Raw genomic sequence first — 22,000 nt, forward strand, 5'->3', positions numbered from 1 at the left:
TAAAGAGAGCAAATACCTGAGCCCAAGTAACGACGCTTCATTCGATGGTGATCATTCGCCCGGTAACGCAGCGCCCTTTGCAGGGATTTACCGTTGTATGGGTTGTCACCGCGAGATCGGAATTGCGACTGGGCATACCCTGCCGCCGCAGGGGCACCACTCTCACACGCCAGCGCAAGGTGCAATTCGCTGGCGCCTGATCGTGTGGGCAGATCACAACCCGAAGTGAGTTGCCGACGAAAAGAGGAGGTCCGGTTCAGCCGGGCTTCCAATCCCCGCGTTAAGTCCCCTGCACAACGCTGACTGTCGTGCCCAGGGTCGACCAAGCGAAAACCGGATCGGTTGGCGCGTCGAGTTCGCCGTACCAGACGGAGCCGCCCTGTCCGCCTGATGCGCTCGCGCCATCAAGGCTGATGCCATCCGTAGCGCTAATCGGCGCGGAACCAAACTTGATCGTGCATGGGTTCACGCCATTCACGACGATACAAAGGTGCTTTCGATCGTTGTTCGCGCCAACCAAAGGAGTCGGCGCTGCCGCTGAAACCGCAAGGGAAGTTGTTTTTATAGAGATGCCCATTTGAGGGGAGTCCTATGAATATGAGTTAGAAATACTTTTTGGACGGGTCGAACTCGTTAGCTTCATCGTCCGGCAGAGACACCTTGCTTGAATCGGTTGGCGTAGCTCCGAGTTGCCCTAGGCAAATTCGCAAAAGATTGTAGCCAGAAACGGGAAGCTCCTCCCCAACGATAATGCGGCCCTGCATTTCTGCGGCGATCGAGACGAATGCGCGGTGCGATCGATTCAGCCACGGCAAATCCTTCGCGAACGTATTCCATGCTTCAATCTGGCCTTTCCCCTTCATCCACTTTGGTGGCGAGCCAAGAGGTTGTGTGACCACCGGTTCGCGTCTCAGCTTGAACCGCTTAGGGTCATGGGCGGTTCGGCCAGTGGCTGCCGCCTTCATGAGCGGTGTTCGTGCCCGTGGCATTGATTTTCCTTGATTTTGAAAAAGTTTGAATTGCGGGAGTGCACGTGTTGGCCCATATCGGTTTTTGGGTTAGTCATTTTGGGCCTTTTTGACCCGCCCCTACCCCTAGGGATTACTCGCGGCGCGCCCCTGTCGGGAGCCCGTTCAAACCAGACAGGGAACGCAGCCGCAGCAAGCCGAGCTACAGGCTCGCTCTTGCTTGCTGTTGGAGCCGCTCAACCTCCGCCGTCTGGGCTTGGTTGGATTCTTCGACGGTAGGCCACCTGACTGGGCGCCTTTGCTCTCGATCACCATACGTTGCCGCAACACTTGCCTTGAGCTTACGTACCGTGCGGGAAACCTTGCTAAGAGTACGAGAGGTGTTGAAGAACAACGATCGCGATCCAGCTACCGGCTTCGGTGTTACAGTCTTATCGACAACCATCGCGAAAGCGTTTTCGCCAGCCGCGCCTTCCTTGCATAGCGTAATCTCCCTGAGACGCGCTCGCGTGATCACTCGAACTGACTGACCGGCGATCGTCTCACGATGCTCTGCGAGGATGTCTGAGCCATGGCTCATAGCCGAGCGGTTGTCCACTTCACACATTCGCGCGAGAACATGGCCATTCTTGCAACGCGCAAGGTCAAGGCGGAACTGAGCGCCGTCGTCATCAATCATCAGTTCAAGCGAATCTTCCGTGCTGCCAACTTCCGTTGAACCTTCGTGATCAACCCAGAAGCCGACACGTAGTTTAGCCACGTTGCCGAAGCACCCGGGCTTGAGCATCACGATATCGCTCTTGTACGGGAACGGCACGTTGAACGCCACGAATTGACCATCGAGAGCGAGGTCATCGACCAGGTCGAATATCGCGTTCATGGCGCCGCCGCATTGGATACGGCAAGCCCGCGCCTCGCTGCGGGCTAAAGCGCGAAGATCGGCGGAATCGATAGTAATCATCAACGAATAACCTGCGGCATATCTGATCGCGAAATGATTCCAGCGTCGACGAAGTCACGCAGGCTGTAGTGGTACCCACCGCATGGATCGCGAGGTGAACCGATGTGCGTGAGAAATACTCTATTCAGGCTGGATACGTTCGTGCCGGTGTTCTCGATTTCATCGAAGTAGCGGTCATATTCCAAGTGTGCTGCATGGAAGGCTAAGAGCGCATTCGCGAACGCTTTGGCCCGCTTGGTCACTTCCGGCCGGGTGGCTTCGCATACCAATCGAGAGCCGATGTTCCGCTCTTTCTGAATTTTGCTATCGAGCTGGCCCAATGCTGTGTTGAGGGTGTTCAACTCTAGGAGCAACGCTTCAAGGCGCGGCATATCGGGCGCGCTATCGGGAAGCAGCGGTTCGCCCAAGATTGCTCGTACCTTGTTTTCTGCAGCATTGCCGTTGCTAGGTGACTCTTGGACGCGAGAGCGAATGGCGGCAGCTTCCGCTACCTTGGCTGTTTTTTTGGCATGCAGGGCATTTCGTTTAGTTTCGAGTTCCGCGATCAGCGGATGGAGTTCAGTGGGTTTGGGAATCTTCATGACTTGCTCAAATTGGATAGAACCTTGGCGACGACGTACCCGCAGTCGCAGATGAATGCCGCGCTATCGTTGGACAGCACATCGCTAATTGATTTGTCGGGCGGGACGCAGATGACCTTGCTCTTTCCATCGTGAAGCCCAATAAGCAGCGTCTGGCCTAGAGGATAGAGTTCCCCCACAGGGCGGCCGGTGCTCCCCTTGTCGCTGAATTCGAAAGCGGCCTTGCCGGCTCTGGAGGGGGCGATGCCTAGCCGGGTTAGCTCCGTGGTTAGTGCGATCTGTATGAGACGCCGGAGCGAGTAGCCGCGGTTCTCGCCGCAACCACGGGACGGCACGTCGCAGGGCTGTAGAGTGATGTGAGAGCGTTGCAGATACCGTTGCAGCGTCGCCAACGGCGTTCCGGTCGCCTTTGCGGCAACGCCGGTCGGGTAAGTTTGCATGAAGTCCTCGTTGTGAGTGTGCATCTGGCCTTTCCAGCAGGCCGAAAAAGAAGCAGCCCGCGAGGGGTCACGGGCTGCTTGGGAGTTGTGGGGCTGTGAGGCTCCTACTTACTTACGGGCTCAAGTCGCATAAAGGGACATCAGGCGGCACACCTCTCCAGAATCAGTGAAAGTTCCTTAGCGGCTTCTTGGACGAGGCGCTTTCCCCTGCGTTCCGCATTCTTTCCGCTGTATCCGAAAGCCTGACCGACCTCCCCAAAGTTGCGAGCGGTAATTGCTATATCGAGAACCTTCCTGTGCGCAGGTTGCATATTGTCGTTAGCCGCCACGGCTCGTTCCATTGCGATCAAGCGTTCTAGCGGGTCGAGAAGCTGGCGGTCTGGCGGTCGGTGAAAGCTCTCCGATCCTCCCTTCTCATCTCCGGGCTCCTCTTGAGGAGCGACCCATCCAATTCTTGTCAGTGACGCTCTTGGCCGGGTGTCACTGCCATCAGCCTGCGAAAACCGAAGCTTTCCTATCCTGACAATTGGCCTCATCAAGCCAGAAAATAGTTTCGATTCGTATTCCTCTCCGAACTCGATAAGCCCCTCGTTTTCGGCAGCCATCAAATCTGGAATCACCTTTTCTCGTTTCAGGTAGGTCAACCTGCCATCAGTGCCAGTCGACTGGATACGGTCGAAACGAACCGTGAATTTTACTCCCTGGATAGCGCGCATTATCTCGCCGATTGTCGGCCGGCATTCCCACTCACTTTCGACATCATACTCTCGCACAGTCGGAAAACCGTCTTCAAAAATCTCATCGTCCCTGCCGGGTTGAATGAAGTTCGTTTGTAATGCGTCGTGCGATTCCTTCATCTCGCGCCATGCCCGCATGCTTTTTAGATCGTCGCACATCCCGGCATGGCGGGGGTGCTCCGCGATCCGCTTGTCGGTGAGAATGTCTGAATCGTTGGCGGGAGCTGATCTGCTCCACTCATCGTAGGATGTTCGAAATTCGGTTGGTGTCACTGATGGCCTCACAATAGCGCCGGCAAATCCGGCAGATTATCCCCACTGCCTTTCCGGCATGTCGTGGCGCAATGAATTAAAACAGTCCATCGCCCGCCAACGCGTGCGTTGTGTCTCCTTCAACGCGCGGCAAAGCGCTCGCCCAAGCGAGGCGCTGTCCGAACGGTTAGCTTGCTAGTGTCCCCGGGCCGCTATGGCGGCGAAATCAATTAATCAACGTTGGTAGGTGTAGTGAATTTCGCGACAGATTTCTAGACTGTTCAAGCTTTTGCAATTCGACCCTTGTAGCGCAGTTGCTGGCAAAAATCGACCCCGATTGCACTTTTGGATTGTGCCCACGGCTTAAGGGATGCGCGGGCCGATGATCGCTTTTGGTGGAGCCGGCCCGGCCACGTTCGGCGTTATAATATTCAAATCAAACCACCGGACATAAGGACAGGTAATAGATACCTGTCCTGTCCTGTCCGGTAGAATGGTCCCGGACAAAAACTCAATGTCCGGACATGTCCGCCAATGTCCGGCTATCCAGCCAGAACCATTGGCCCAATGAGCTGACGTTATTGCCTTCGGTAAGCTCAATAACAGCCCGACGAAATCGTTTGCTGAGCGTGTCTTCGGCCGCCTTGGGCTCCTTACCCCATGCGTCGGCAAGAAACCGATTACGCCAAGCGTCCCGCGTGACCGCCAGAACACCCTCTGGAAAGCCAGGGGAGCCCGCTGGCGGGCTTTCGCCGTCTGCCCCGATAGCCACCCTAAGAGACTCCAGCGCCTTGGCAGCGTTTCCCTTGAGGTTTGACCCATCAGTCTTGCACGGCAAGGCACCAGCCTGGACGACGACAGGTGCGGTGGTCACGTTGCCATCCGTGTCGGTGCCAAGTTCAACCGAGTCGAGGCGGAAGGAAGTCACTGCCCCCTCCTCCCCGTCGTTCGAACCCGTGCAGGCCAGAGTGAATACCTTAGACGGCCCCGACCCAGTAACCGTGACGCCGAACGACACATCAATTGCGCCGTCAAGGTCGATAGCCCCCTTACCGCGATCACCTTCCCAGCCGGAATGGTGGATAGCGGCAACGTGCGCTTCGGTGGCCCGCGTCAGTTCGTCAACAGAGGCAACGTATCGCTGCATATCCTTCGACTGATTTTGGTCGCCGGGTCCAAAGGTACGAGTGACGGTATCGAGAACGATCAAAATGCACTTGTGACGGCTCTTTTCCTCCAAACCCTTGATGGTCGCTGCCAACGCCCTAGCATCGATCGCGCCTGACGTAAGATCAAGCTTCCCGCCGACAACAACAAACGGAATGCCAGAGACGCCGTGCGTCTTGCGCCATGCCGCGACGCGCCTCTCCGTTAGCTTCTTGCGCTCTGCAGCGAAGAAAACGACGAGACCTTGCTTGACCTTGCGGCCGTGCCACGCCTTGCCGGCTGCGACGTGGCATCCAATGTCTCCCACCAGCACGCTTTTGCCAGTCCCAGGTTTGGCCACGAACAAGCTGAACTCACCGGCGCCCAAAACGCCCTGAAGGATTTCCTCCTTCGCTGTCGATTGGTCTACGTCATCAAACCATGTTACTTGGAACCTCTCTTTCTGGTCTCCTTTGACGGCTTCGGGTAGCTGCAGCGTCTTTCGCTGGTTGTCGTTCGCAGCCTTGGCGTGGGCATCGATTTCAGCTTTCGCCGCCTCGACTTCGGCAGCGAGGCGCGGATGGATGTCGGCTAGATTCACCACTAGCGTTCCCTTCTCATCTTCGCGGTGACAAGTTCGGCGTGCCAGCTAACTTGGCGTTCGTAGTACGCCTCGATAGCCTCACATTTGTCGTCCACTTCAAACCTAGCCAACTCGGCGTCGTCTGCTCCAAATGCCCAATCCCAAGCCTCTAACGCTGTTTCGATCTTGTTGCATTCGATGATGCCAGCGCCGGCAAGTTCGTTGAGGGCCTTCCGGCTCATCGGCGCGATGTGACAAGCGCCGGTACAGCCAGCCTTAAGCCAATCCATCGGCTGGGCGTGGAGCCGAACCACCGGTAGCGTTAGGTTTTCGCGACCAAGCCAGGCCGCCCGACACGTGACGGATGCGAAATGCAATTCGCCACTGATCACTAATAGATCGATGAATGTCCCGTTCTCGACAATAGGAACGGCCAACTCATGCGGGTGCTTCGGCCCGACATGTTCTGACCCGTAGATTACAAACCTGTACCGGCCAGTTTCGGGAGTCCACACCACGCCGTACTGAATGAGCGCGGTTTGCGGCGGTGGCGTTGTGTTGACGCCATGTTCAGCTAGCCACTTGATTGCGGCTGCCTTGTCACCGGCTCGTTCCTGAAACTCCTGCTCAACTTCTTCCGCTGTTGGCAGCGTGTCGTCAAAAATCGATTCCATTTTAGGCAGCAACGCTGCTCAAAGGCGACAGGTTGTGAACTAGCGCTTCAATGAAGAAGGCCAGATCACCGGAGCGATGATAGAAACCAACCTGCTTCGTCGACTGATTGAGACCGTTTCTCCAAACTTCTGATGCCCAGCTATAGTATGGCTTCAGGTCTTCCCATTGTGCATCTGTCAAATCGACAATGCCTGCGGCTAGTTCGTCCAGCCAAGCGGCGGCGCGAGCGTTTCGGGGATCATCTGGCCAGCGGGCCGTGAGCGACCGACGCCAAGCTGATGTACGTTCCAAGGTCTTGACAATCGATTCAATGCAATCGTTTTTTTCGTTCAGCATCATTTCTAGCTTCTGTTCTTGAGATGGAAGCCCGCCGCTAAAACGCGACGGGCCGTATTGCGCAATTATTCGGACGGCTGTGGCTGTCGTTTCGCCGGGGTCGTACCCAACGCAGTTACGAGCAACGCAATGTAGGCGTCAAAATTGGCTACGCTTTGGCCCGCTATAATGTTCGCATTCAACTGACCAACCGCGCGAAACAACTCAGGAGCAATCGGCCACGGCGATTGATAAGCAGGCGCGATCCTTAGCCAATAGCCATCTGAGATATTCTCGGCCGTTCGAACAATCTGATCGAGGCGGCCGGCTTTGGCGGTGTCGGTTGGATTGGCGGCAAGTAGCTTTGTGGAGGCGGCAGTGAGTGTCGAGGTGAGATATTTGATAAAGTCGATCTTGTCGGACATAGTTTCCTTATTAGGTTGTGCGCACAAAAAACCCGGCGTGCGCTGCCGGGCGGAATCACAGAATGCGATATGTAAAACGGGTCAATTGTCGCGCGGTAGCTTCGCAATGGCTCGACGAAGCATGATTTCGACGCATCGCCCGCAGATCAGTTCTCCGTCACCGGCCGGTGGCGCAAGAACCATCAATTCATCTGGTGCGAACTCTTCTTCGCAGTGATCGCAGCGGACGCTTTCGAGCATGCTCAGGATTCAGGTGTATTAGGTAATCCACCCAAACCCAACCGCTCATTGTGTTGCTCGCTCATTTCTCGCATCGCGACAAGCTCCGGACGGTTATAAATCCTCATGATGTCAGCAGCAGGAACAACACAGGTCATGCCACTTAGGCCCTCGACATAGTGGCTATCTGCTTGAAGAACTGCTTGCGTCACCGTCGATGTAGTCTGTTTAGCTTTTAATTCCCATGATTCTGGGAATTGAGCGTAGTGGATACCTAGCAATTTGATATAGTGACCGCCGCCCGTCAAAACTTTCCCCGGCTGCGGCTCGAAAAAATGCGATCCGATAGTTCGATAGACAAAAACAGGGCTGCCGGAAAACCCGCTTCTGCTGTGCATGTCCAGCACTATCGAACGCCCCTTGTAGTGGGTCGATTGTTCGATCCTTGCATCCATCATACTGACGTGCCCAAACCTTGCTGCTGGCTGGTTAGTCTCGACTCCATCGTAGTCTACAAACCGCCCGAGCATGAATACATCGTCCCCCGGACCCACGGCGTCCTTTATTTCCTGTGCCGTCGTCAGAACCCACGACGACACATCCAATAGCTGGATATCGTGCTCATCAGTTACGGTGACGGGCGGTGAAATCGCTACGTCCGGACCGCCGCCCTCGAAAATCCACTCAGTACAATCAAACTCGAAAATGTCCGGTTTTCCTGATTTCCGATTGATTCTAATCACCGGCGATGGAGGGCCGTCTTTAGGACAAACAGCAACGTGCCAGTTTGTGACGGCGTGGATGTGCGCATAGCCCGGCACGCGTTTCATCTCTTCGCCAAGTAGAAATCCGGTACCGCCTGACTTGACGCCTTTTTCGGCGGAAGCCCGGTCCGGATACAGAAAAAAGACAGCCTTCAGAATCGGGGCGTATTGACCAAGGTGAGGCATGCCGCAAGGTACCCAGCTATTGTAAGTCGTTCCTCCCGAAATCCGCCTACAACTAGGGTTTTCGGGACGCAACATCTAACGGACGTAGCAGATTTCCTTGGCCCGTGAGTGGACCCAGAATTGCCCTTTAATCACGCCACAACCGTGACTTGACGTCCAGGGTTAAAACCGCTCCTCGCCCAAGAGAACAGAACAGATGACGAAATCAGAACGTTTTAAGAGCGATAGAATCGGCTCTAACCGTGCCCCCTCGGCCGGTTCGGCGGTTCTAAATCTTCAGCACGGGCTTCCGTCCAAACTCCAAAGCTCACAATCCCCGGTAATTCCTGTCGGCTAAGCTGACCAATCCCCTCAGCCGGCACCAGCTTTGACCCGCAACGCTCATTCCGATGTCTTCGGCGCGCTGCTTTGCTGGAGATGCAGAGCGCCGGTGATCTCCACCCAGACATGTTTCGACTGTTCGAAAACCGATCGCATGGGAGCCGGATAGTTCGGAGCCGCGATCGCGCCGACCGCAACGCCGATCATCGCTGGCAGATTATCGGCCTTCCAATAGACTGTTGAACCACAGTCGGGACAAAAATAGTTGCGAACCTTGCCGCCGCTTGCGGCTGTACGGACGTATTCCTTCGGCGTTCCCGAGATCGTGACGGCCTCCATCGGATAGAAGGCGCCGACACCGAACGGCGCACCTGTTCGTCGCTGGCAGTCAATGCAATGGCAGGCAACGACGAGGCTTGATGGCCCCGGAAGCGACAGCGCAAGAGCGCCGCAATTGCATCGGGCGTCGATCATCGAAACTCCTTCCTCGTTCGTTGGCCGACGGGTGCTTCAGCCCGGATGGAGCGGAGCGCAAATCCGGGACGGTGTTCGCCCTCACTCCTTCCCCACCTCGAACGCCAGCAGCACATTGCCGGCAACACCGCTCCACTGGCCGTAGCCGGAATTGGTGTAGAGCATGCCGCCAGCGATGATCGGCCCGGGGCCGTCGATCGCGCCGCCGTGAGCGGGGACGCCGTTCACAGCCGTATAGTCTCGCGCGGTATCGAACTCCCACAGCAGCTTGCCGTCGGCAGTGGCGTAGGCGCGCAGGAAGCCGCTGACGCCGCCGGAGAACACGACACCGGGGATCAGGCTTACCGCCGCCGACAGCGCGGGGCTGCATTGGAGACGATCGCCGCAGGCGACGGGAGACACTTCCATCGCAATTTTCCCGCTGGCGAGATCGACGCCGAACAGGCCGCCACCTTGTGTAGAATCCAGTTGCCGCGTGCCGTCGCGCAGGAAACGCACGTCGGAGTTCGCGACATAGATGCGGTCCTGGTCGGCGGCCGAGCCCCATTCGCTGCCGCCGAGCGCACCGCCCTTCCCGATCCGCGTCTGCCACAGGATCTTGCCGCCATCGTCAGGGTCGAGCGCATGCACGACACCGGACTTCTGCGCGATGGCAAGAACTCGCCTGTCGTCGCGCAAGGTCACGAGGATCGGCGACTGGCCGAAATCGTGATCGGGCCCGTGATCCTCAGGACAATTGGTCTTGTCCGCGGCATAGCACGCCACGATGAAGGCGTCCTTCGGGGTCGCCTGCTGCTTCCAGAGCAGCTTTCCGGTCGCAAGCTCGAACGCGAGGATCGCATCGGCGGTTGCGGCCGGCGGATTCGAGTAGGAATTGCTGGTCGCGACGTAGACGGCGTTGCGCTTCGGATCGATCGTCGGTGCCGACCATACCGCGGCGCCGGACGGGCCGAACAGCTGCGTGCCTCTGGTATTCTTGCCGGTCGGATGCGGCACCTCGGGGATCGTGTAGGCCTGCCACACCAGCTTGCCGGTCACGGCCTCCAGCGCCACCACGCTGCCGCGGAAGGTGCAGCATTCGTAACTGGCTTGCGAGCCGGCGGCCTCCTCGAGCGAGGACACCGGCACGTAGAGCACGCCGGAGTGCAGCGTCGGCGCGCCGGTGATGCGCGCGGCCGGATGCTCCTCGACCTTCGTCTTCCAGATCAGCGCGCCGGTCAGCGCGTTCACGGCATAGGCATTGGCGCGCAAATCGCCGAAGAAGATCGCGAACTGATCGGTGCCGGGAACCGGCGCGAAGCTGATCGCGGCGCGCACCGCGGCATCGGTCGCCAACGTCCACAGCGTGCAGCCGCTTCGCGCGTCAAGCGCGTGCACCTTGCGGTCAGTGCCGCCGATGAACAGCAGGCCGCCGACGATGGTCGGCGGCGCAAAAGACACCGAGGCGCCGGGAAAGGCGTAAGCCCATTTCAGCCGCAGACGCGGCACCTCTTCCGCGGTCAACCCGGCCATGTCGGACGGCTGGAAGCGGCTGTTGGCAGCATCGACGCCCCATCCGTTCCAGCGTGGACCATCGAGCGGTTGCGGAAAGAAGCTGACCTGCTGCGTGCAGCGTCCTGCCGCGTCGGCTGCGACGCCGCCGGTCGCGGCCTTGCCGGTCACGAAGGCAGCAATCGCGCGGCGTTCCTCGTCGCTGCGCTCCTTCACCATCGCCGCCATGCCGCCGGAGGTCAGTGTCCCCAGCACGTGATCGAACGACATCGCCTGCATGGCACTGCGGGTCGGCACACGGCTTTGGGCATCACCGCCATCGTGACATTGGGCGCAATGGCTTGCGTAGAGCGCGCCGCCGTCCTGCTGCGCCAGTGCCGGCGCGCAGCACCAGATCAGCATGGCCACGACCACAACACTCGGTCTCATGGTGTGCTCCGGAATCGTCACGGCAACGCGAGACGGCTTGATGCAATCCAAAGTGTAGCGCAGCGGCGATCGCCGAAGCAACGGAGGCTCCGCCTGCGTCCGTCACATCCCCGTGGCAATGCGGACGCGATCGGGCAATTCATCGAGCCGCCAAAGCCCGAGGCTCTTGTCGCGCCAACCGCCGCCGCCCTCCTCGCACCCCTCATTGATCAGTTCGCGCGGCACCGGCCAGTTGAACGGCGCCGTCTCCATGTTCAAGGCACGCCAGTCGCCGTCCTCGCAATCGCGATTGCCGGTCCATTCGGGAAACGTCGTGACCAGCAGGAAGCGCGCGCCGCTCGCACGAAAATTCGTGATGGCGCGGGCAATGTTGTCGAAGCTCAGATGAACCAGGCAGTCACGGCACAGGATCAAATCGGCAGTCGGCAGCTCATCACGCGTGATGTCGGCGACGCGGAAGCGGCCGGCCAGTTCGCCCCGCGCCGTGCGCTCGCGATTGGCCTCGATCAGCGACGGCACGATGTCGATGCCGGTGTAGTCGAGATCGAGCTTCAGGCGGCCGATCCAGCCCGCATCGCCGCAGGGCGCATCGAGCAGCGAGCGCGCGCCGAGCCGTTGCAGCAGTGCGGGAAGCGCCTCGCCGATCGCGGCGGTCGCGCAGTCCTCCGAGCCGAGGCCCGACACCGAAGTGGCCGCGCCCCACAGGTTTGTCCGCTCGATCCGCTCGAACCGCGCGGCGAGATCGAGGCCCGCGAAATTGTCGCGGTCGGCGACGAACCGCTCATGGGCAAGCACGGGTGGACGATTGGCGGTCATTGGACAGGACGCGAGTCGAAATTCCGGCGCAGCCGCACTATACAGGCAAAGCGAGCTGTCCGAAATCGTCCGAAGCGAACTCGCTCAAATCACCCGTCTCGTCCGGACCACATGCGCCCCACCACAACAAAAGAAAAGGCCAGGATCGCCGCTGGCGCGGCGACGGCCATCATCATGACGGCCGTGCTGCTCGTCATCGCGCTTGCATTTCTGCTGGCGCGGTAGCTATTGCCGGCGCAACGGATGGCCGCCGCCGCGCAGACTACGCGGCGCGCACCGTGCGGAGGAATTTTCCAACTTCGTCCTTCAGCCGGTTGCTGTCGGTCGCCAGCATCTTGGCGGTGGAAAGCACCTGCGAGGAGGCCGAGCCGGTCTCGGCCGCGCCGCGCTGCACGTCGGTGATGTTGGTGGAGACCTGCTGGGTGCCGTGCGCGGCCTGCTGCACGTTGCGCGAGATCTCCTGGGTCGCAGCGCCCTGCTCCTCGACGGCCGCGGCGATGGTCGAGGACACCTCCGAAAGCCGCTCGATGGTCGCGGAGATGTCGCGGATCGCGTTGACGGATTCCTGGGTTGCGGTCTGGATGCCGGAAATCTGCTGGCTGATCTCGCCGGTCGCCTTCGCGGTCTGCTCGGCCAGCGTCTTCACCTCGGAGGCGACGACCGCAAAACCGCGGCCGGCCTCGCCGGCACGTGCCGCCTCGATCGTGGCATTGAGCGCCAGAAGGTTGGTCTGGCCGGCAATGGTGTTGATCAGCTCGACGACGTCGCCGATGCGCGTCGCCGCGACCGAGAGCTCGCTGACGCGCTCCGTCGTCGTGCGGGCCTGGGTGACGGCTTCGCCCGCCATCCGCGCGGATTCCTGCACCTGCCGGCTGATCTCGTTGACGGAGGAGGACAGCTCTTCCGTGGCGGTCGCAACCGACTGCACGTTGCCGGTGGCTTCACCCGAGGCGAGCGCGACGACCGACGTCAGTTCCTGCGCGCGCTGCGCCGTGGTGGCCAGTGTCGAGGACGATGCCTCGAGCTCGGTGGACGCCGAGCCCACCGTCTCGATGATCTCGCCGACCGCGCGCTCAAAGCCGTCGGCAAGGTCGACCATGTCGCGCTTGCGCTGCTCGGCGGCCTGTTTCTCAACTTCGACCTGCGCGGCCTTGAGGCGCTCGACCTCGAGTCCGTTGGTCTTGAAGATTTCGACCGTCCTGGCCATGTCACCGATCTCGTCGCCGCGGCCCTTCTCGGGCACCTCGGTCTTGAGATCGTTGCGGGCGAGCCCCTCCATGGCAAGCTTGAGCCGGGCGATCGGCTGCGACATCGCCTTGAGGCCGATGAACAGTGCAATCGCGATGCCGACGATCAGGCCACCGGCGCTGACGCCCATCACGGTCGAGGTCGCGGATTTGGCGTCGCGCTCGATAGCTTCCTTGCGCTTGGCGACCGCTTTGGCGGTCTCGCCCGTAAACTTGACGATGCGCGCCAAGGCCGCGTCGATCAACGGATCGCACTCCTTGTGCGCCCGGGCGGCGGCCTTTGCGTTCTCTTCCGGGTTGCTCGCTTGCGAGCCGGCCTGGAGCACCGGGTCGCAACCGCTGAACACACCCTTGAGCTGGTCGCCGATGCCCTTGATGTCGCTTGCGCGTGCCGGATCGTCCTGCTCCGCTGCGGCCAGGAATTGACTGATCTCGTCACGATTCTGGGCCGCGGTCTTGAGGCGGTTGGCGTTGCCCGCCTCCGTCGCCTCGGTGAAGACCGCATAGAGCGCGGCATGATAGGTCTCGGCACGGCGCTGGGCCCGCGTCAGGTTGAGCGCCGAGGATTGCAAGGCGGAGAGTTCGGCGAAGCCGTCGACGGTCGCGGAGAGTTGGCGCGTACCGAATGCGGCGACGGCGACGAGCGCGCATCCCATCACGGCCACGATCAGCGCGACCTTCCACACGATCTTCAGATTGTTCAAAAAGCTCATCACAGCCGTTCCGCCGACGCATAATCCCAGCAACGGGCATTGGAACCAGCGGACGTTAAGATTTGATGCCAAATGCCCCGGGTAGTCTTACGGAAAACTAACCAATTGGAGTTTTGGCGTAAGCTTTGCGTCAGCTTCAGCCTGTTTTCAGGGCGCAATCAGGCATCGGCGGCCGGAACCGGTCGCCGGCGTCGGCAGTTGTCGGCCCATGCGGATCAGGGAAGAAAACCGAAACATGTTTCTGCTGGCGACGGTGACGCTGTGCTGCGGCGCCTTGGCCGGCGCAGTTGCGCTGCTCGAACCGGCACCCGGGCCCGCTCCGGCAAGGCAGATGGCTGAGAGGGCGGCGATCGACGTGACCGCTCCGACGCCGGTTCGGGTGGTCGGGGCGCCGTTCGAGCCCAACCTCAATCCGCGAGAGCGGTAGCGCTCACCTCGGCGAGACTTCCGCGGCCTCATCGGGACGGCGTTGGGCGCGCGCCAATTCCTCCGCGAACGCGATCACCTCCGCCCGTTTGTCGGGCGACAGCAACAGGAACGCGCGGACGAGCCTCAGGCCCATCGCTTCGTCCGAATGGTCCGCTTTGGCATCCATCCCCCACTGTCGGGCGGGCGGGAAAAATATGCAATCCCCACCGGACATCTTCTTGATTTGGCCGGCCGGCTTTGCTGGAATAGCCACAGCAAAGGTGCACCAATGAAGTGGATCAGGGAACGCGACGAGCTGATCGCGCAGACGATGGCTTTCGTCCAATCGGTAACCGGCAAAAAGGATGACCTCCATCAGCTGGGGATCCCGACGGCTGCACCCGCCGCGCCGGTGGAGATCGTCTCCGCCAGGTCCGTCGATACCAAGTCCGTCGATACGAAGTCCGTCGACGAGTCCGAGCGGCCCGCTCCGCCGCCGCAGCCCTCGCTTCTCCCACCGCCGCGCGCGGGCTACGACTTCCGAACCGAGATGCAGGCCCGCATCGCCAATTTCCGCAAGCATCAGGAACGGTTCGAGCGCGAGCGCGAGGAATATTGCGCGGCCACCCTGACCAAGCTGCGCGCCGCCATCCTAGATGTCTCGCCCGGCCCGCCGGCCGAAAAGTAGAGCCGGACCGCCCGCCAGGGCCTACAGCCAGGACCACACCAGCCAGAGATTGGCCGCGCAGGCACCTAACAGCGCCAGCGTCAACGGCAGGAGCATGTGCCCGCAGGAGGTTTTCAGGTCGCTCGTCATGGCCGAAAACATCCGCTGATTCCGCCAAATGAGTCCCGGGGATTCTTTTTTTCGGGATTCAGGAGTCGTTAAGGACTCATAACCCACGCACTCCTGATCACGGCCGCGTGATCGGTCCGCCGGCCGGAACCCCAAGCCCTTTGAAGTCGTTAAGGGGCTTTCCGGGAGCGGGAAGAATGCCCTACGCCCTGTTCTGCAACGACGCCCAGATCAGCAAGGCCTATCCAAGCGAGTCCGACGTCTGGAAGATCGCGCAACGGAGCGGTCTGGTCGTGGACGTCATCGCCGACGACGACCGCGCCGGGCCACGCCGGGTGCTCGACAATGATTATGAGATCAAGCCCTGCCGCGCCGCGCAGGGCGAGGACCCCGCCAAGAACAAGGCCGAGGCCGATCGCCAGTCCCGGATGGAGCTTGAGCTGAATTCGTAGGATCCGGCCCGAAGCCGGAAGTCAAAGCCGACGGGGGCTCAGGGCGTCGCGGTCGCCAGCGAGGCCTGCTCGCCCGCCAGGGCCACGCAGGCCTTCCGCCGGTGCAGCCCACGGATCGCGCCGGTGACCTTCAGCACCTTCCCGGAGGGACAAGAGGCGTCCTTGACGAAGGCCACCTCATAGGGTGCCAGCATCAGAGGCTCGATTTTGAGGATTGTTTGGGCAGAACACGGCAGAGAGACAAAGCACAAGACCACCACTGCCGACACCAAGATACGCATGTCCGTCGTCCCACCAGCCCGGTTCTCATATAACGCGTTCCGGAGCGCGAGTTCCGTAAGCGGCAAAAATTATTTTTGCTTTACCCAAGCTCCATGACGCGCGTGAGAAAGCGCGCGCCGGAACGTTTGCTTGCAAATGACGCGCCAGATGGTTCACGCAATACAAACAGACGGCTGGCAAACCGGGCGGCAAGCCAAAGGCCGGTGTGAGCCGGCCTTTGGCAGATCGTGGTCGCTGGCGACGCGTCAGTAGCGCGATGCTGCCGGACCGCCCCAGCCGAAGCGGTAGTTCACACCGACCTTGACGGTATGTTCGTCCTCCCGGCCGCGAACGCCGATGACATCGGGCGGACCGGAGGTGGAGGTGAAGGTCGTGCTGCCAAAGTTGTAGTACTGGTATTCGGCCTTGGCCGACCAGCTCGGCGCAAACATGTACTCGAGGCCGGCGCCAACGGTATACCCGTCCTTGCTGTTGCCCGTGGTGGTGAATGTCTGCGGCACGCCCGCGACGTTGACGCCCAGGCTGTTGTTGCGCCAGGCGTAACCGCCCTTGGCGTAGACCAGCGCCGGTCCCCAGGTGTAGCCGATGCGGCCGGTCACCGAACCGATCTGATCGGTGTTGGACGTTACCTGCGTACCCAGCGGGAACGTGACGCCGTTGTTGTTGGTCGGCAGCCAGGAATACTGGGCCTCGATGCCCACCACCCAATTGGGCGCGAACTGATAGTCGAAGCCGCCCTGGACACCCCCCAGGAAGCGCGCGTCGCTCGACTGGAAGGTGCCGTCGCCGGCGAAGGCGCCGCCGACATGGCCGCCGATGTAGAAACCGGTCCAGTTGTAGATCACCTGAGGCGGCGTATAGGCCGGAGCCTTGGTGTAGGTGCGCGGCTGCATGTCGGCTGCTGCGGCCGGCGCCGCCAGCACAAGCAGGGCAGCTGCACCCAGCAAAATCGTTTTCATCATCATCCCCGTTCTTTCAATTACGACACTCAGGAAACAACGTGGCGTGAATTGGGTTGCTTCGCGGCGATGCCGGAACGTTGATCGTTCGTGACTGTGACGGAGCGGCAACAACGCGATTTTGTTCCATCACGTGGCCTTGTGCCGACTCATTTTGTCGTCCGCCCAAAACCTGCCGTAACAATTTGTCGCAAGGTCAAATCACCCCGTTCAAGGCTCGCCGAAATGTGATCCACGGCGCCGGCGGCCTCTGTCCTACCACCAGGCGATGAAGGCGGGCTTTGCGCTACCGCGTCATCTTTTCCAGTTCCGGAAAGGGTGCGTAAACCGCGCCCGCGCACTGCTCGCTCGTGCGATCGGCGACGCGGTCCGCCCGGCCGTTGACGAAGATGACCGCGCGCTCCCGCATGGCCTTGTAGGTGCCGTCAGTCTCGCGTGGCGTGAAGTGCAGGCAGCTGACGTAGAACTGCCGGCCGCCAACCTCGCGCAGCACCGGTTCGGCCATGCCGGCGTCCCGCACGCCGACGGGATTGTTCAGATAGCTGCGCATCAGGGCCAGCGTATCGCTGCGGAAATTGTCGGGGAACGGCTGTGGCCCGCCGGCCTGCGTCCCCTCCATCAGGGTTGGACGGTCCCCGTCGCTGCCGAAACATGCCGCGAGCGCCAACGGCAATACCAGGATCAATGCCAAGCTCACCGCACGTTTAGCCAATCGCCCCACCGGTCGCGCTCTCCGCTCAATCAGACTCGGAAGACGTTCTAGCCCCAAGGTTGCGGGAAGGGAATTCGCTCCTGCCGGCAGGGCTCGCGCACAACGCACCGGCCCGCCGCCGACGTCCGCTTTCGCACGGGCGCCGAGACGACGGGTCGGACCTGAATCCACACACGGCGGCGGGCAATGGGATGCCGCCGCGCGGGATCAGGCGTTAGCTGCGCTTCTCGACGGTCGCCGGCTTGGTCACGTCCGGCTGCGCCTTCGGCGACTTCTTGGCCGACAGATGCTTGTGGTGATGACGGTGCGCGCGCACGGTCTTGTGCTCGTCGGGCGTGACCGCGGCATTGGCGTTCATCGCCTTCGACTTGGTATCCACCTTGGCGTCAGCCTTGACGCCGGCGTCGGGTTTCGCGGCGGTGGTCGACATCTTGGCCTGGCTCTGGTCCGCCTTGATCACCGGCGCGGTCGTGGTGGTCTTGCCGGCCTCGGCGGCGAAGGCCGGAGCTGCGATCACGGAAACTGCGAGCAAGGCTGCGGAAATGGTCTTCAACATGGTTCGTCTCCTCTTGGAAGGATCTTGAGGCGGGCGCCCTCTCGCCTACCCTTCGATCGTAGGTCGGAGCCTAGAGGGCACGCACTGAACCCAATCTGAAGCCCGCAGCAGGCTTCCGTTCATCTGGATGACAAGTTTGTCATCCGCCCGCAGGGCGAATAGGCCGGGATGCCGGGAATGTTTTTGCCCGACGGGTGTTCCGGTCTTTGGGCAATCGTGTAGGATCGCCACGTTCCATACGGGAGAACTTAGATGCGCAAACTCTCAATGCTTCTTGTGCCGGGACTTGTCGCCGTGTCGTTGGCAGCGGCGCCGGTGCTGACCAGCGCTTATGCCGCGGGCAGCGACGAGCCCTCTTCGCCACCGAAATCCGATACCTCGACCAAGAAGGGCAAGAAGAAGAGCTCCTCCATCAGCGATCCCAAATTCCTCGCGGCCTATCGCACCGCCTACACCACGATCTACGACAGCCACGACTACACCGGCGCGATCAACCAGTTGAAGTCGCTCAAGCGTGACGACGTCGCCGACGTCGCCAATTTGATCGGCTACTCCTATCGCAAGCTCGGCGACTACCAGTCGTCGAAGGTCTATTACGAGCTGGCGCTGAAGGACGATCCGAACCACGTCCGCACCTGGCAGTATTACGGCCTCTGGCAGCTCGAGCAGGGCAACCGCGAACAGGCGCAATATCATCTGAACAAGATCGCCTCGCTCGCCGGCGCCGACAGCTCCGAGTATCGTTCGCTCGCCGCCGCGCTCGACAAGCCGACCGGTGCGACCCTCGTCTACTAGACGTCACATCTTCGAACGAAGCGAACGGGCACAACCTCGGGGTTGTGCCCGTTCTGCTTTCTCGGCTAGCCTCTCGCATCAATCTTCTCGCAAATTGGTGCGCAATGGACCCGTGGCTGCGATCCGCGATCGACTACATCGGCTCCTGGATCGAATTCCAGTTAACGACAATCCAGCAGCCGGGCGTCATCGTTGCATTCGCCCATCGCGGCGAGGTCGTCGCCGAGCATGCGTTCGGCCTCGCCAATCTCGACACCGGCGAGAAGCTCACCCCGCGCCACCGCTTCCGCATCGCTTCGCACTCCAAGAGCTTCACCGCCGCCGGAATCGTGAAGCTGCGCGAGCAGCGCAAGCTCAGGCTCGACGACACGATCGGCCAATATGTCGGCGGCCTGCATCCCCGCGTCGCCGAGACGACGATGGCACAGGTGCTCTCGCACAGCGCGGGACTGACGCGTGACGGCGCCGATTCCGGCCAGTTCATCGACAGCCGTCCCTATCTCGACGCCAAGGAGCTGCTCGCAGAGCTGAAGCAACCCACCGCGATCGAGCCCGGTACGCGCTTCAAATACTCCAATCACGGTTTTGGCCTGATCGGCCTCGTGATTGAAGCGGTGACGAAAGAGCCCTACCCGGTCTGGATCAGACGCGAGATCATCGAGCCCGCAGGGCTTCGCGAGACCGAGCCGGACGCTCCGCTGCCCAAAGGCGCGGCTTTCGCGCGCGGCCACACGCGAAAAGTGCCGCTGGGAGAGCGATGCGTCATCCCCGGCGACAATCCCGCGCATGCCATGGCGTCAGCCGCGGGCTTCGTCGCCACCGCCGGCGACACGGCCCGCTTCTTCGCGCAGCTCGCCCCCAATGCGAAAAAGAGCGTGCTGTCGGTCGCGAGCCGCCGCGAGATGACGCGAAACCATTGGCGCATCCCGCAAACCTTCGAAGGCTATTACGGCCTTGGCGTCAACGCCGGCAAGACCGAGGGCTGGGATTGGTTCGGCCATGGCGGCGGCTTCCAGGGTTACATCTCCCGGACCTGCTCCATCCCGTCTTGCGAGCTCGCGATCAGCATCCTCAGCAACTCCATCGACGGCGCGGCGCCGTTCTGGATGGATGGCGCGATGCAGATCCTGCGCGTCTTCCAGAGCCGCGGCGCACCCGCCCGGCGCGTGCGCGACTGGACCGGACGCTGGTGGACGATCTGGGGCGCGAGCGACCTCGTGCCGATCGGCAACCGCGTGCTGGTCGCCAATCCCCAGTTCAACAATCCGTTCATGGATGCCGCCGAGATCGAGGTCACCGGCCGCGACACCGGCACGCTCGCCTGGGCCGCCGGCTACTCCAGCCACGGCGAGCCGGTGCGCCGCGTGCGCGACCAGCGCGGCAAGGTCAGCGACATCTGGATCGCCGGCGCCAATGTGAAGCCGGCCAAAGTCGTCGCGCGCGAGATCGCGCGGAGATATCCGCCGCGCAAGCGTCGGCCTACTCCCTGATCAGCGCCTCGACCTCGCTCCGGAACTCCTGCCGCGAACCGTCGCGCGAATAGAACATGTGGCCGCCGGGATAGACGACGAACTTGACCCGCTGGGTCGCGAAGGCGGGCAACTGGTCGAGCACGCGCTTCGATCCGAAATACGGCGTGGCAAGATCGAACAGACCGTGCGCGACCAGCACGTTCAGCTTCGCATCCGTCGCGAGGATCTGGCGCAGCTCGGAGACCGACTGCGGCGGGTTGATGCCGCGGCCGAAATCCCAGTGGCCTTCGACAGCGCCGTTCAGGACCTCGTAGGAGCCGTCCGGCCGCCAGTTGAGCCTGCGCGTCAGCAAATCGACCGCGGCACTCGTCAGCGGCGCCTGGAGCGCATCGCCCGAGGGATCGCCGAACCGCGAGCTGCTCGAATCCGGATAGGGGTCGTAGCCGCGCACCGAGGCGTCGTAGCGTCCAGTCACCTTGCCCTGCTTGCGGTCGAACTCGCGGCGGAATTCACCGACGTCGAAGCGGCCGGCAAGCCGGCGGCTCACCGCCTGGTCGATGCCGGTGAGCCCGGCGACCTTGTCCGCGAGGCGATTGGTGGCCTCCTTGTCGGCTTCGCCCTTGACGAGGTCGACCAGGAATTCGCCGCGCGCATAGGCCTCGACGTCGGCGAGATCGGCGCGCTTCACAGGTCCCGTGACCAGTCCTTTGGCTTCACGCGCGACCGCCACATAGCTCGGCAGCGTCGCGACATATTGCAGGAGGCTGGTGCCGGTGAACTCGCGGAAGTCCAGCAGCGGCGACACCAGGATCAATCCCCTGACACCGACGCCGTGCTGGATCTGCAACTGGCGCACCACTTTCGGCCCGCGAATGCCGCCGTAGCTTTCGCCCGCGACGTATTTCGGCGAGGTCAGCCGATCGTGCTTCTCCAGCCAGCGGCGGATCACCAGCGCGATCGAATTGACGTCGCCGTCGACGGAGTAGAACGATTTTCGCGCGTCTTCGCCGCTCGCGACGAAGCGGCTGTAACCGGTGCTGACGGGATCGATGAAGACGAGATCGGTGAAGTCGAGCCAGGTCTCCGCGTTCGGCTTCACCTCGGGCGAGGCCGACGGCGACAGAGCCTCGCCATCGAGCGGCAGCCGCCACGGACCCGCAGCGCCGAACTGGAGCCATGCCGAGGAGGCGCCAGGCCCGCCGTTGAACAGGAACGTCACCGGACGCGTCGCGCGGTCGGCGCCGTCGAGCTCATAGGACGTATAGGCGATGTCGGCGAGCGGCTCACCCTTGCCGTCAAACACGCGGATAGAGCCGGCGGTCGCGGCGAAGCTGAGGGTGCGGCCGGGCAGTTCGAGCGTCTGCTTCGTGGTCGAATCCGGGGGGAGACGATGCAGCTCGGCGGCCGACGATGAAGTCGGTGCCGCGTTTTGCGCGCCGCCGCCACGTCCGCCCTTTTGTCCGGCTGACGCGGCCGCCTCGGCGCGCGGCTGCGGCGGATCGTCCGCGTGCGCAAATCCCGCGAGGGCGAAAGCCAATACCGCCAGCACCAGGGTGGCGCGGCGGAGCATGCTCGTGACCATGTTCGTTCTCCCTGCCCGGCTGCGAGAACCGGTGCGGATCGTAAGGCTAGCGCAGAATTGCGACTGTTTGGCGGATCGCCGGTGCTGCGGCGCCCGGAGAGGCTCATCGGGCACAAATCGGCCCGGTTCTGCTCCTGAATCGGGATGGGCAGTCGCCCGTTTGCCTTGACCGGTGGTCATCCTCGACAATCGAGGCCCAGGTCGTATAGACGAGCGCGGCGGAACTTTCTCCAGCCAGCGGCC

24 protein-coding genes are annotated in these 22,000 nt (G+C 61.6%); 5 read left to right on the forward strand and 19 right to left on the reverse strand.

The features are described from left to right. Positions 1-602 precede the first annotated feature (602 nt). The 14 genes from NR187_RS23230 to NR187_RS23295 form a co-directional block, all read right to left on the reverse strand. Positions 603-965, reverse strand: a complete 363-nt coding sequence (locus NR187_RS23230) for a hypothetical protein (RefSeq protein WP_256807795.1) — start codon at positions 963-965, stop codon at positions 603-605. Between the two features lie 205 nt (positions 966-1,170). After that, positions 1,171-1,929, reverse strand: a complete 759-nt coding sequence (locus NR187_RS23235; protein ID WP_256807796.1) for an HK97 family phage prohead protease — start codon at positions 1,927-1,929, stop codon at positions 1,171-1,173. Next, positions 1,929-2,510 (reverse strand): hypothetical protein, encoded by a 582-nt coding sequence (locus NR187_RS23240; RefSeq protein ID WP_256807797.1) that lies wholly within the window; start codon positions 2,508-2,510, stop codon positions 1,929-1,931. Before NR187_RS23240 ends, NR187_RS23235 begins: the two co-directional genes overlap by 1 nt. After that, positions 2,507-2,974, reverse strand: a complete 468-nt coding sequence (locus NR187_RS23245) for a hypothetical protein (RefSeq protein ID WP_256807798.1) — start codon at positions 2,972-2,974, stop codon at positions 2,507-2,509. The genes NR187_RS23240 and NR187_RS23245 overlap by 4 nt, the downstream gene beginning before the upstream one ends. Before the next feature lie 116 nt (positions 2,975-3,090). After that, entirely contained in the window at positions 3,091-3,960 is an 870-nt protein-coding gene (locus NR187_RS23250; RefSeq protein ID WP_256807799.1) for a hypothetical protein, read from the reverse strand. A 490-nt stretch (positions 3,961-4,450) separates the two neighbouring features. After that, a complete protein-coding gene (locus NR187_RS23255; RefSeq protein ID WP_256807800.1) occupies positions 4,451-5,686 on the reverse strand; it encodes an AAA family ATPase in 1,236 nt (411 codons plus the stop codon). A 2-nt stretch (positions 5,687-5,688) separates the two neighbouring features. Further along, positions 5,689-6,342: a hypothetical protein gene (locus NR187_RS23260; protein ID WP_256807801.1), complete on the reverse strand. Its 654-nt coding sequence runs from the start codon at positions 6,340-6,342 to the stop codon at positions 5,689-5,691. A 1-nt stretch (position 6,343) separates the two neighbouring features. After that, positions 6,344-6,682, reverse strand: coding sequence for a hypothetical protein (locus NR187_RS23265; protein WP_256807802.1), 339 nt, complete (start codon positions 6,680-6,682; stop codon positions 6,344-6,346). 62 nt (positions 6,683-6,744) lie between these two features. Beyond that, a complete protein-coding gene (locus NR187_RS23270) occupies positions 6,745-7,083 on the reverse strand; it encodes a hypothetical protein (RefSeq protein ID WP_256807803.1) in 339 nt (112 codons plus the stop codon). A gap of 242 nt (positions 7,084-7,325) precedes the next feature. Then, complete coding sequence (locus NR187_RS23275) at positions 7,326-8,252, reverse strand: trypsin-like peptidase domain-containing protein (protein WP_256807804.1); 927 nt, start codon at positions 8,250-8,252, stop codon at positions 7,326-7,328. A gap of 381 nt (positions 8,253-8,633) precedes the next feature. Continuing rightward, the gene (locus NR187_RS23280; RefSeq protein WP_211386875.1) at positions 8,634-9,047 is read right to left on the reverse strand and encodes a GFA family protein; all 414 of its coding nucleotides are present in this window, start codon (positions 9,045-9,047) and stop codon (positions 8,634-8,636) included. 81 nt (positions 9,048-9,128) lie between these two features. Continuing rightward, positions 9,129-10,967 carry a PQQ-binding-like beta-propeller repeat protein gene (locus NR187_RS23285; RefSeq protein ID WP_211386874.1) on the reverse strand — a complete coding sequence of 613 codons (1,839 nt, stop codon included), beginning with the start codon at positions 10,965-10,967 and terminating at the stop codon, positions 9,129-9,131. A gap of 102 nt (positions 10,968-11,069) precedes the next feature. Beyond that, positions 11,070-11,783 (reverse strand): class I SAM-dependent methyltransferase, encoded by a 714-nt coding sequence (locus NR187_RS23290; protein ID WP_211386873.1) that lies wholly within the window; start codon positions 11,781-11,783, stop codon positions 11,070-11,072. A 262-nt stretch (positions 11,784-12,045) separates the two neighbouring features. Beyond that, positions 12,046-13,743, reverse strand: coding sequence for a methyl-accepting chemotaxis protein (locus tag NR187_RS23295; protein WP_256807806.1), 1,698 nt, complete (start codon positions 13,741-13,743; stop codon positions 12,046-12,048). Positions 13,744-13,978: 235 nt separating this feature from the next. Here NR187_RS23295 and NR187_RS23300 point away from each other — a divergent pair, with 235 nt between their 5' ends. The 3 genes from NR187_RS23300 to NR187_RS23310 all read left to right on the forward strand — a co-directional run bounded on the left by NR187_RS23300 (position 13,979) and on the right by NR187_RS23310 (position 15,399). Beyond that, positions 13,979-14,170, forward strand: a complete 192-nt coding sequence (locus NR187_RS23300; protein ID WP_256807807.1) for a hypothetical protein — start codon at positions 13,979-13,981, stop codon at positions 14,168-14,170. A gap of 270 nt (positions 14,171-14,440) precedes the next feature. Then, positions 14,441-14,839 (forward strand): hypothetical protein, encoded by a 399-nt coding sequence (locus NR187_RS23305; RefSeq protein WP_211386935.1) that lies wholly within the window; start codon positions 14,441-14,443, stop codon positions 14,837-14,839. Positions 14,840-15,144: 305 nt separating this feature from the next. Continuing rightward, the gene (locus tag NR187_RS23310) at positions 15,145-15,399 is read left to right on the forward strand and encodes a hypothetical protein (protein ID WP_256807808.1); all 255 of its coding nucleotides are present in this window, start codon (positions 15,145-15,147) and stop codon (positions 15,397-15,399) included. Positions 15,400-15,437: 38 nt separating this feature from the next. Here NR187_RS23310 and NR187_RS34915 read toward each other — a convergent pair whose 3' ends face one another. From NR187_RS34915 to NR187_RS23330, 4 genes are all read right to left on the reverse strand, one after another. Continuing rightward, on the reverse strand, positions 15,438-15,680 hold the full coding sequence (locus NR187_RS34915; RefSeq protein WP_211386869.1) for a DUF6719 family protein: 243 nt from the start codon (positions 15,678-15,680) through the stop codon (positions 15,438-15,440). Between the two features lie 246 nt (positions 15,681-15,926). Next, the gene (locus NR187_RS23320) at positions 15,927-16,640 is read right to left on the reverse strand and encodes an outer membrane protein (RefSeq protein WP_211386868.1); all 714 of its coding nucleotides are present in this window, start codon (positions 16,638-16,640) and stop codon (positions 15,927-15,929) included. Positions 16,641-16,926: 286 nt separating this feature from the next. Further along, positions 16,927-17,322, reverse strand: a complete 396-nt coding sequence (locus NR187_RS23325) for a hypothetical protein (RefSeq protein ID WP_211386934.1) — start codon at positions 17,320-17,322, stop codon at positions 16,927-16,929. Positions 17,323-17,566: 244 nt separating this feature from the next. Further along, the gene (locus tag NR187_RS23330; RefSeq protein ID WP_211386867.1) at positions 17,567-17,908 is read right to left on the reverse strand and encodes a His-rich protein BRANT; all 342 of its coding nucleotides are present in this window, start codon (positions 17,906-17,908) and stop codon (positions 17,567-17,569) included. Positions 17,909-18,160: 252 nt separating this feature from the next. Between NR187_RS23330 and NR187_RS23335 the strand changes: the two genes are divergently transcribed. Both NR187_RS23335 and NR187_RS23340 read left to right on the forward strand, forming a co-directional pair. After that, entirely contained in the window at positions 18,161-18,703 is a 543-nt protein-coding gene (locus NR187_RS23335; RefSeq protein WP_211386866.1) for a lipopolysaccharide assembly protein LapB, read from the forward strand. Positions 18,704-18,807: 104 nt separating this feature from the next. After that, positions 18,808-20,193: a serine hydrolase gene (locus NR187_RS23340; protein WP_211386865.1), complete on the forward strand. Its 1,386-nt coding sequence runs from the start codon at positions 18,808-18,810 to the stop codon at positions 20,191-20,193. Here the strand turns inward: NR187_RS23340 and NR187_RS23345 are convergent. Then, positions 20,183-21,757, reverse strand: a complete 1,575-nt coding sequence (locus NR187_RS23345) for a S10 family peptidase (RefSeq protein WP_211386864.1) — start codon at positions 21,755-21,757, stop codon at positions 20,183-20,185. The two genes, NR187_RS23340 and NR187_RS23345, sit on opposite strands and share 11 nt — an antisense overlap. Positions 21,758-22,000: the final 243 nt, after the last annotated feature.

The sequence above is a fragment of the Bradyrhizobium sp. Bra64 genome, from assembly GCF_024519875.1.
Classification (GTDB): Bacteria; Pseudomonadota; Alphaproteobacteria; order Rhizobiales; family Xanthobacteraceae; genus Bradyrhizobium; species Bradyrhizobium japonicum_G.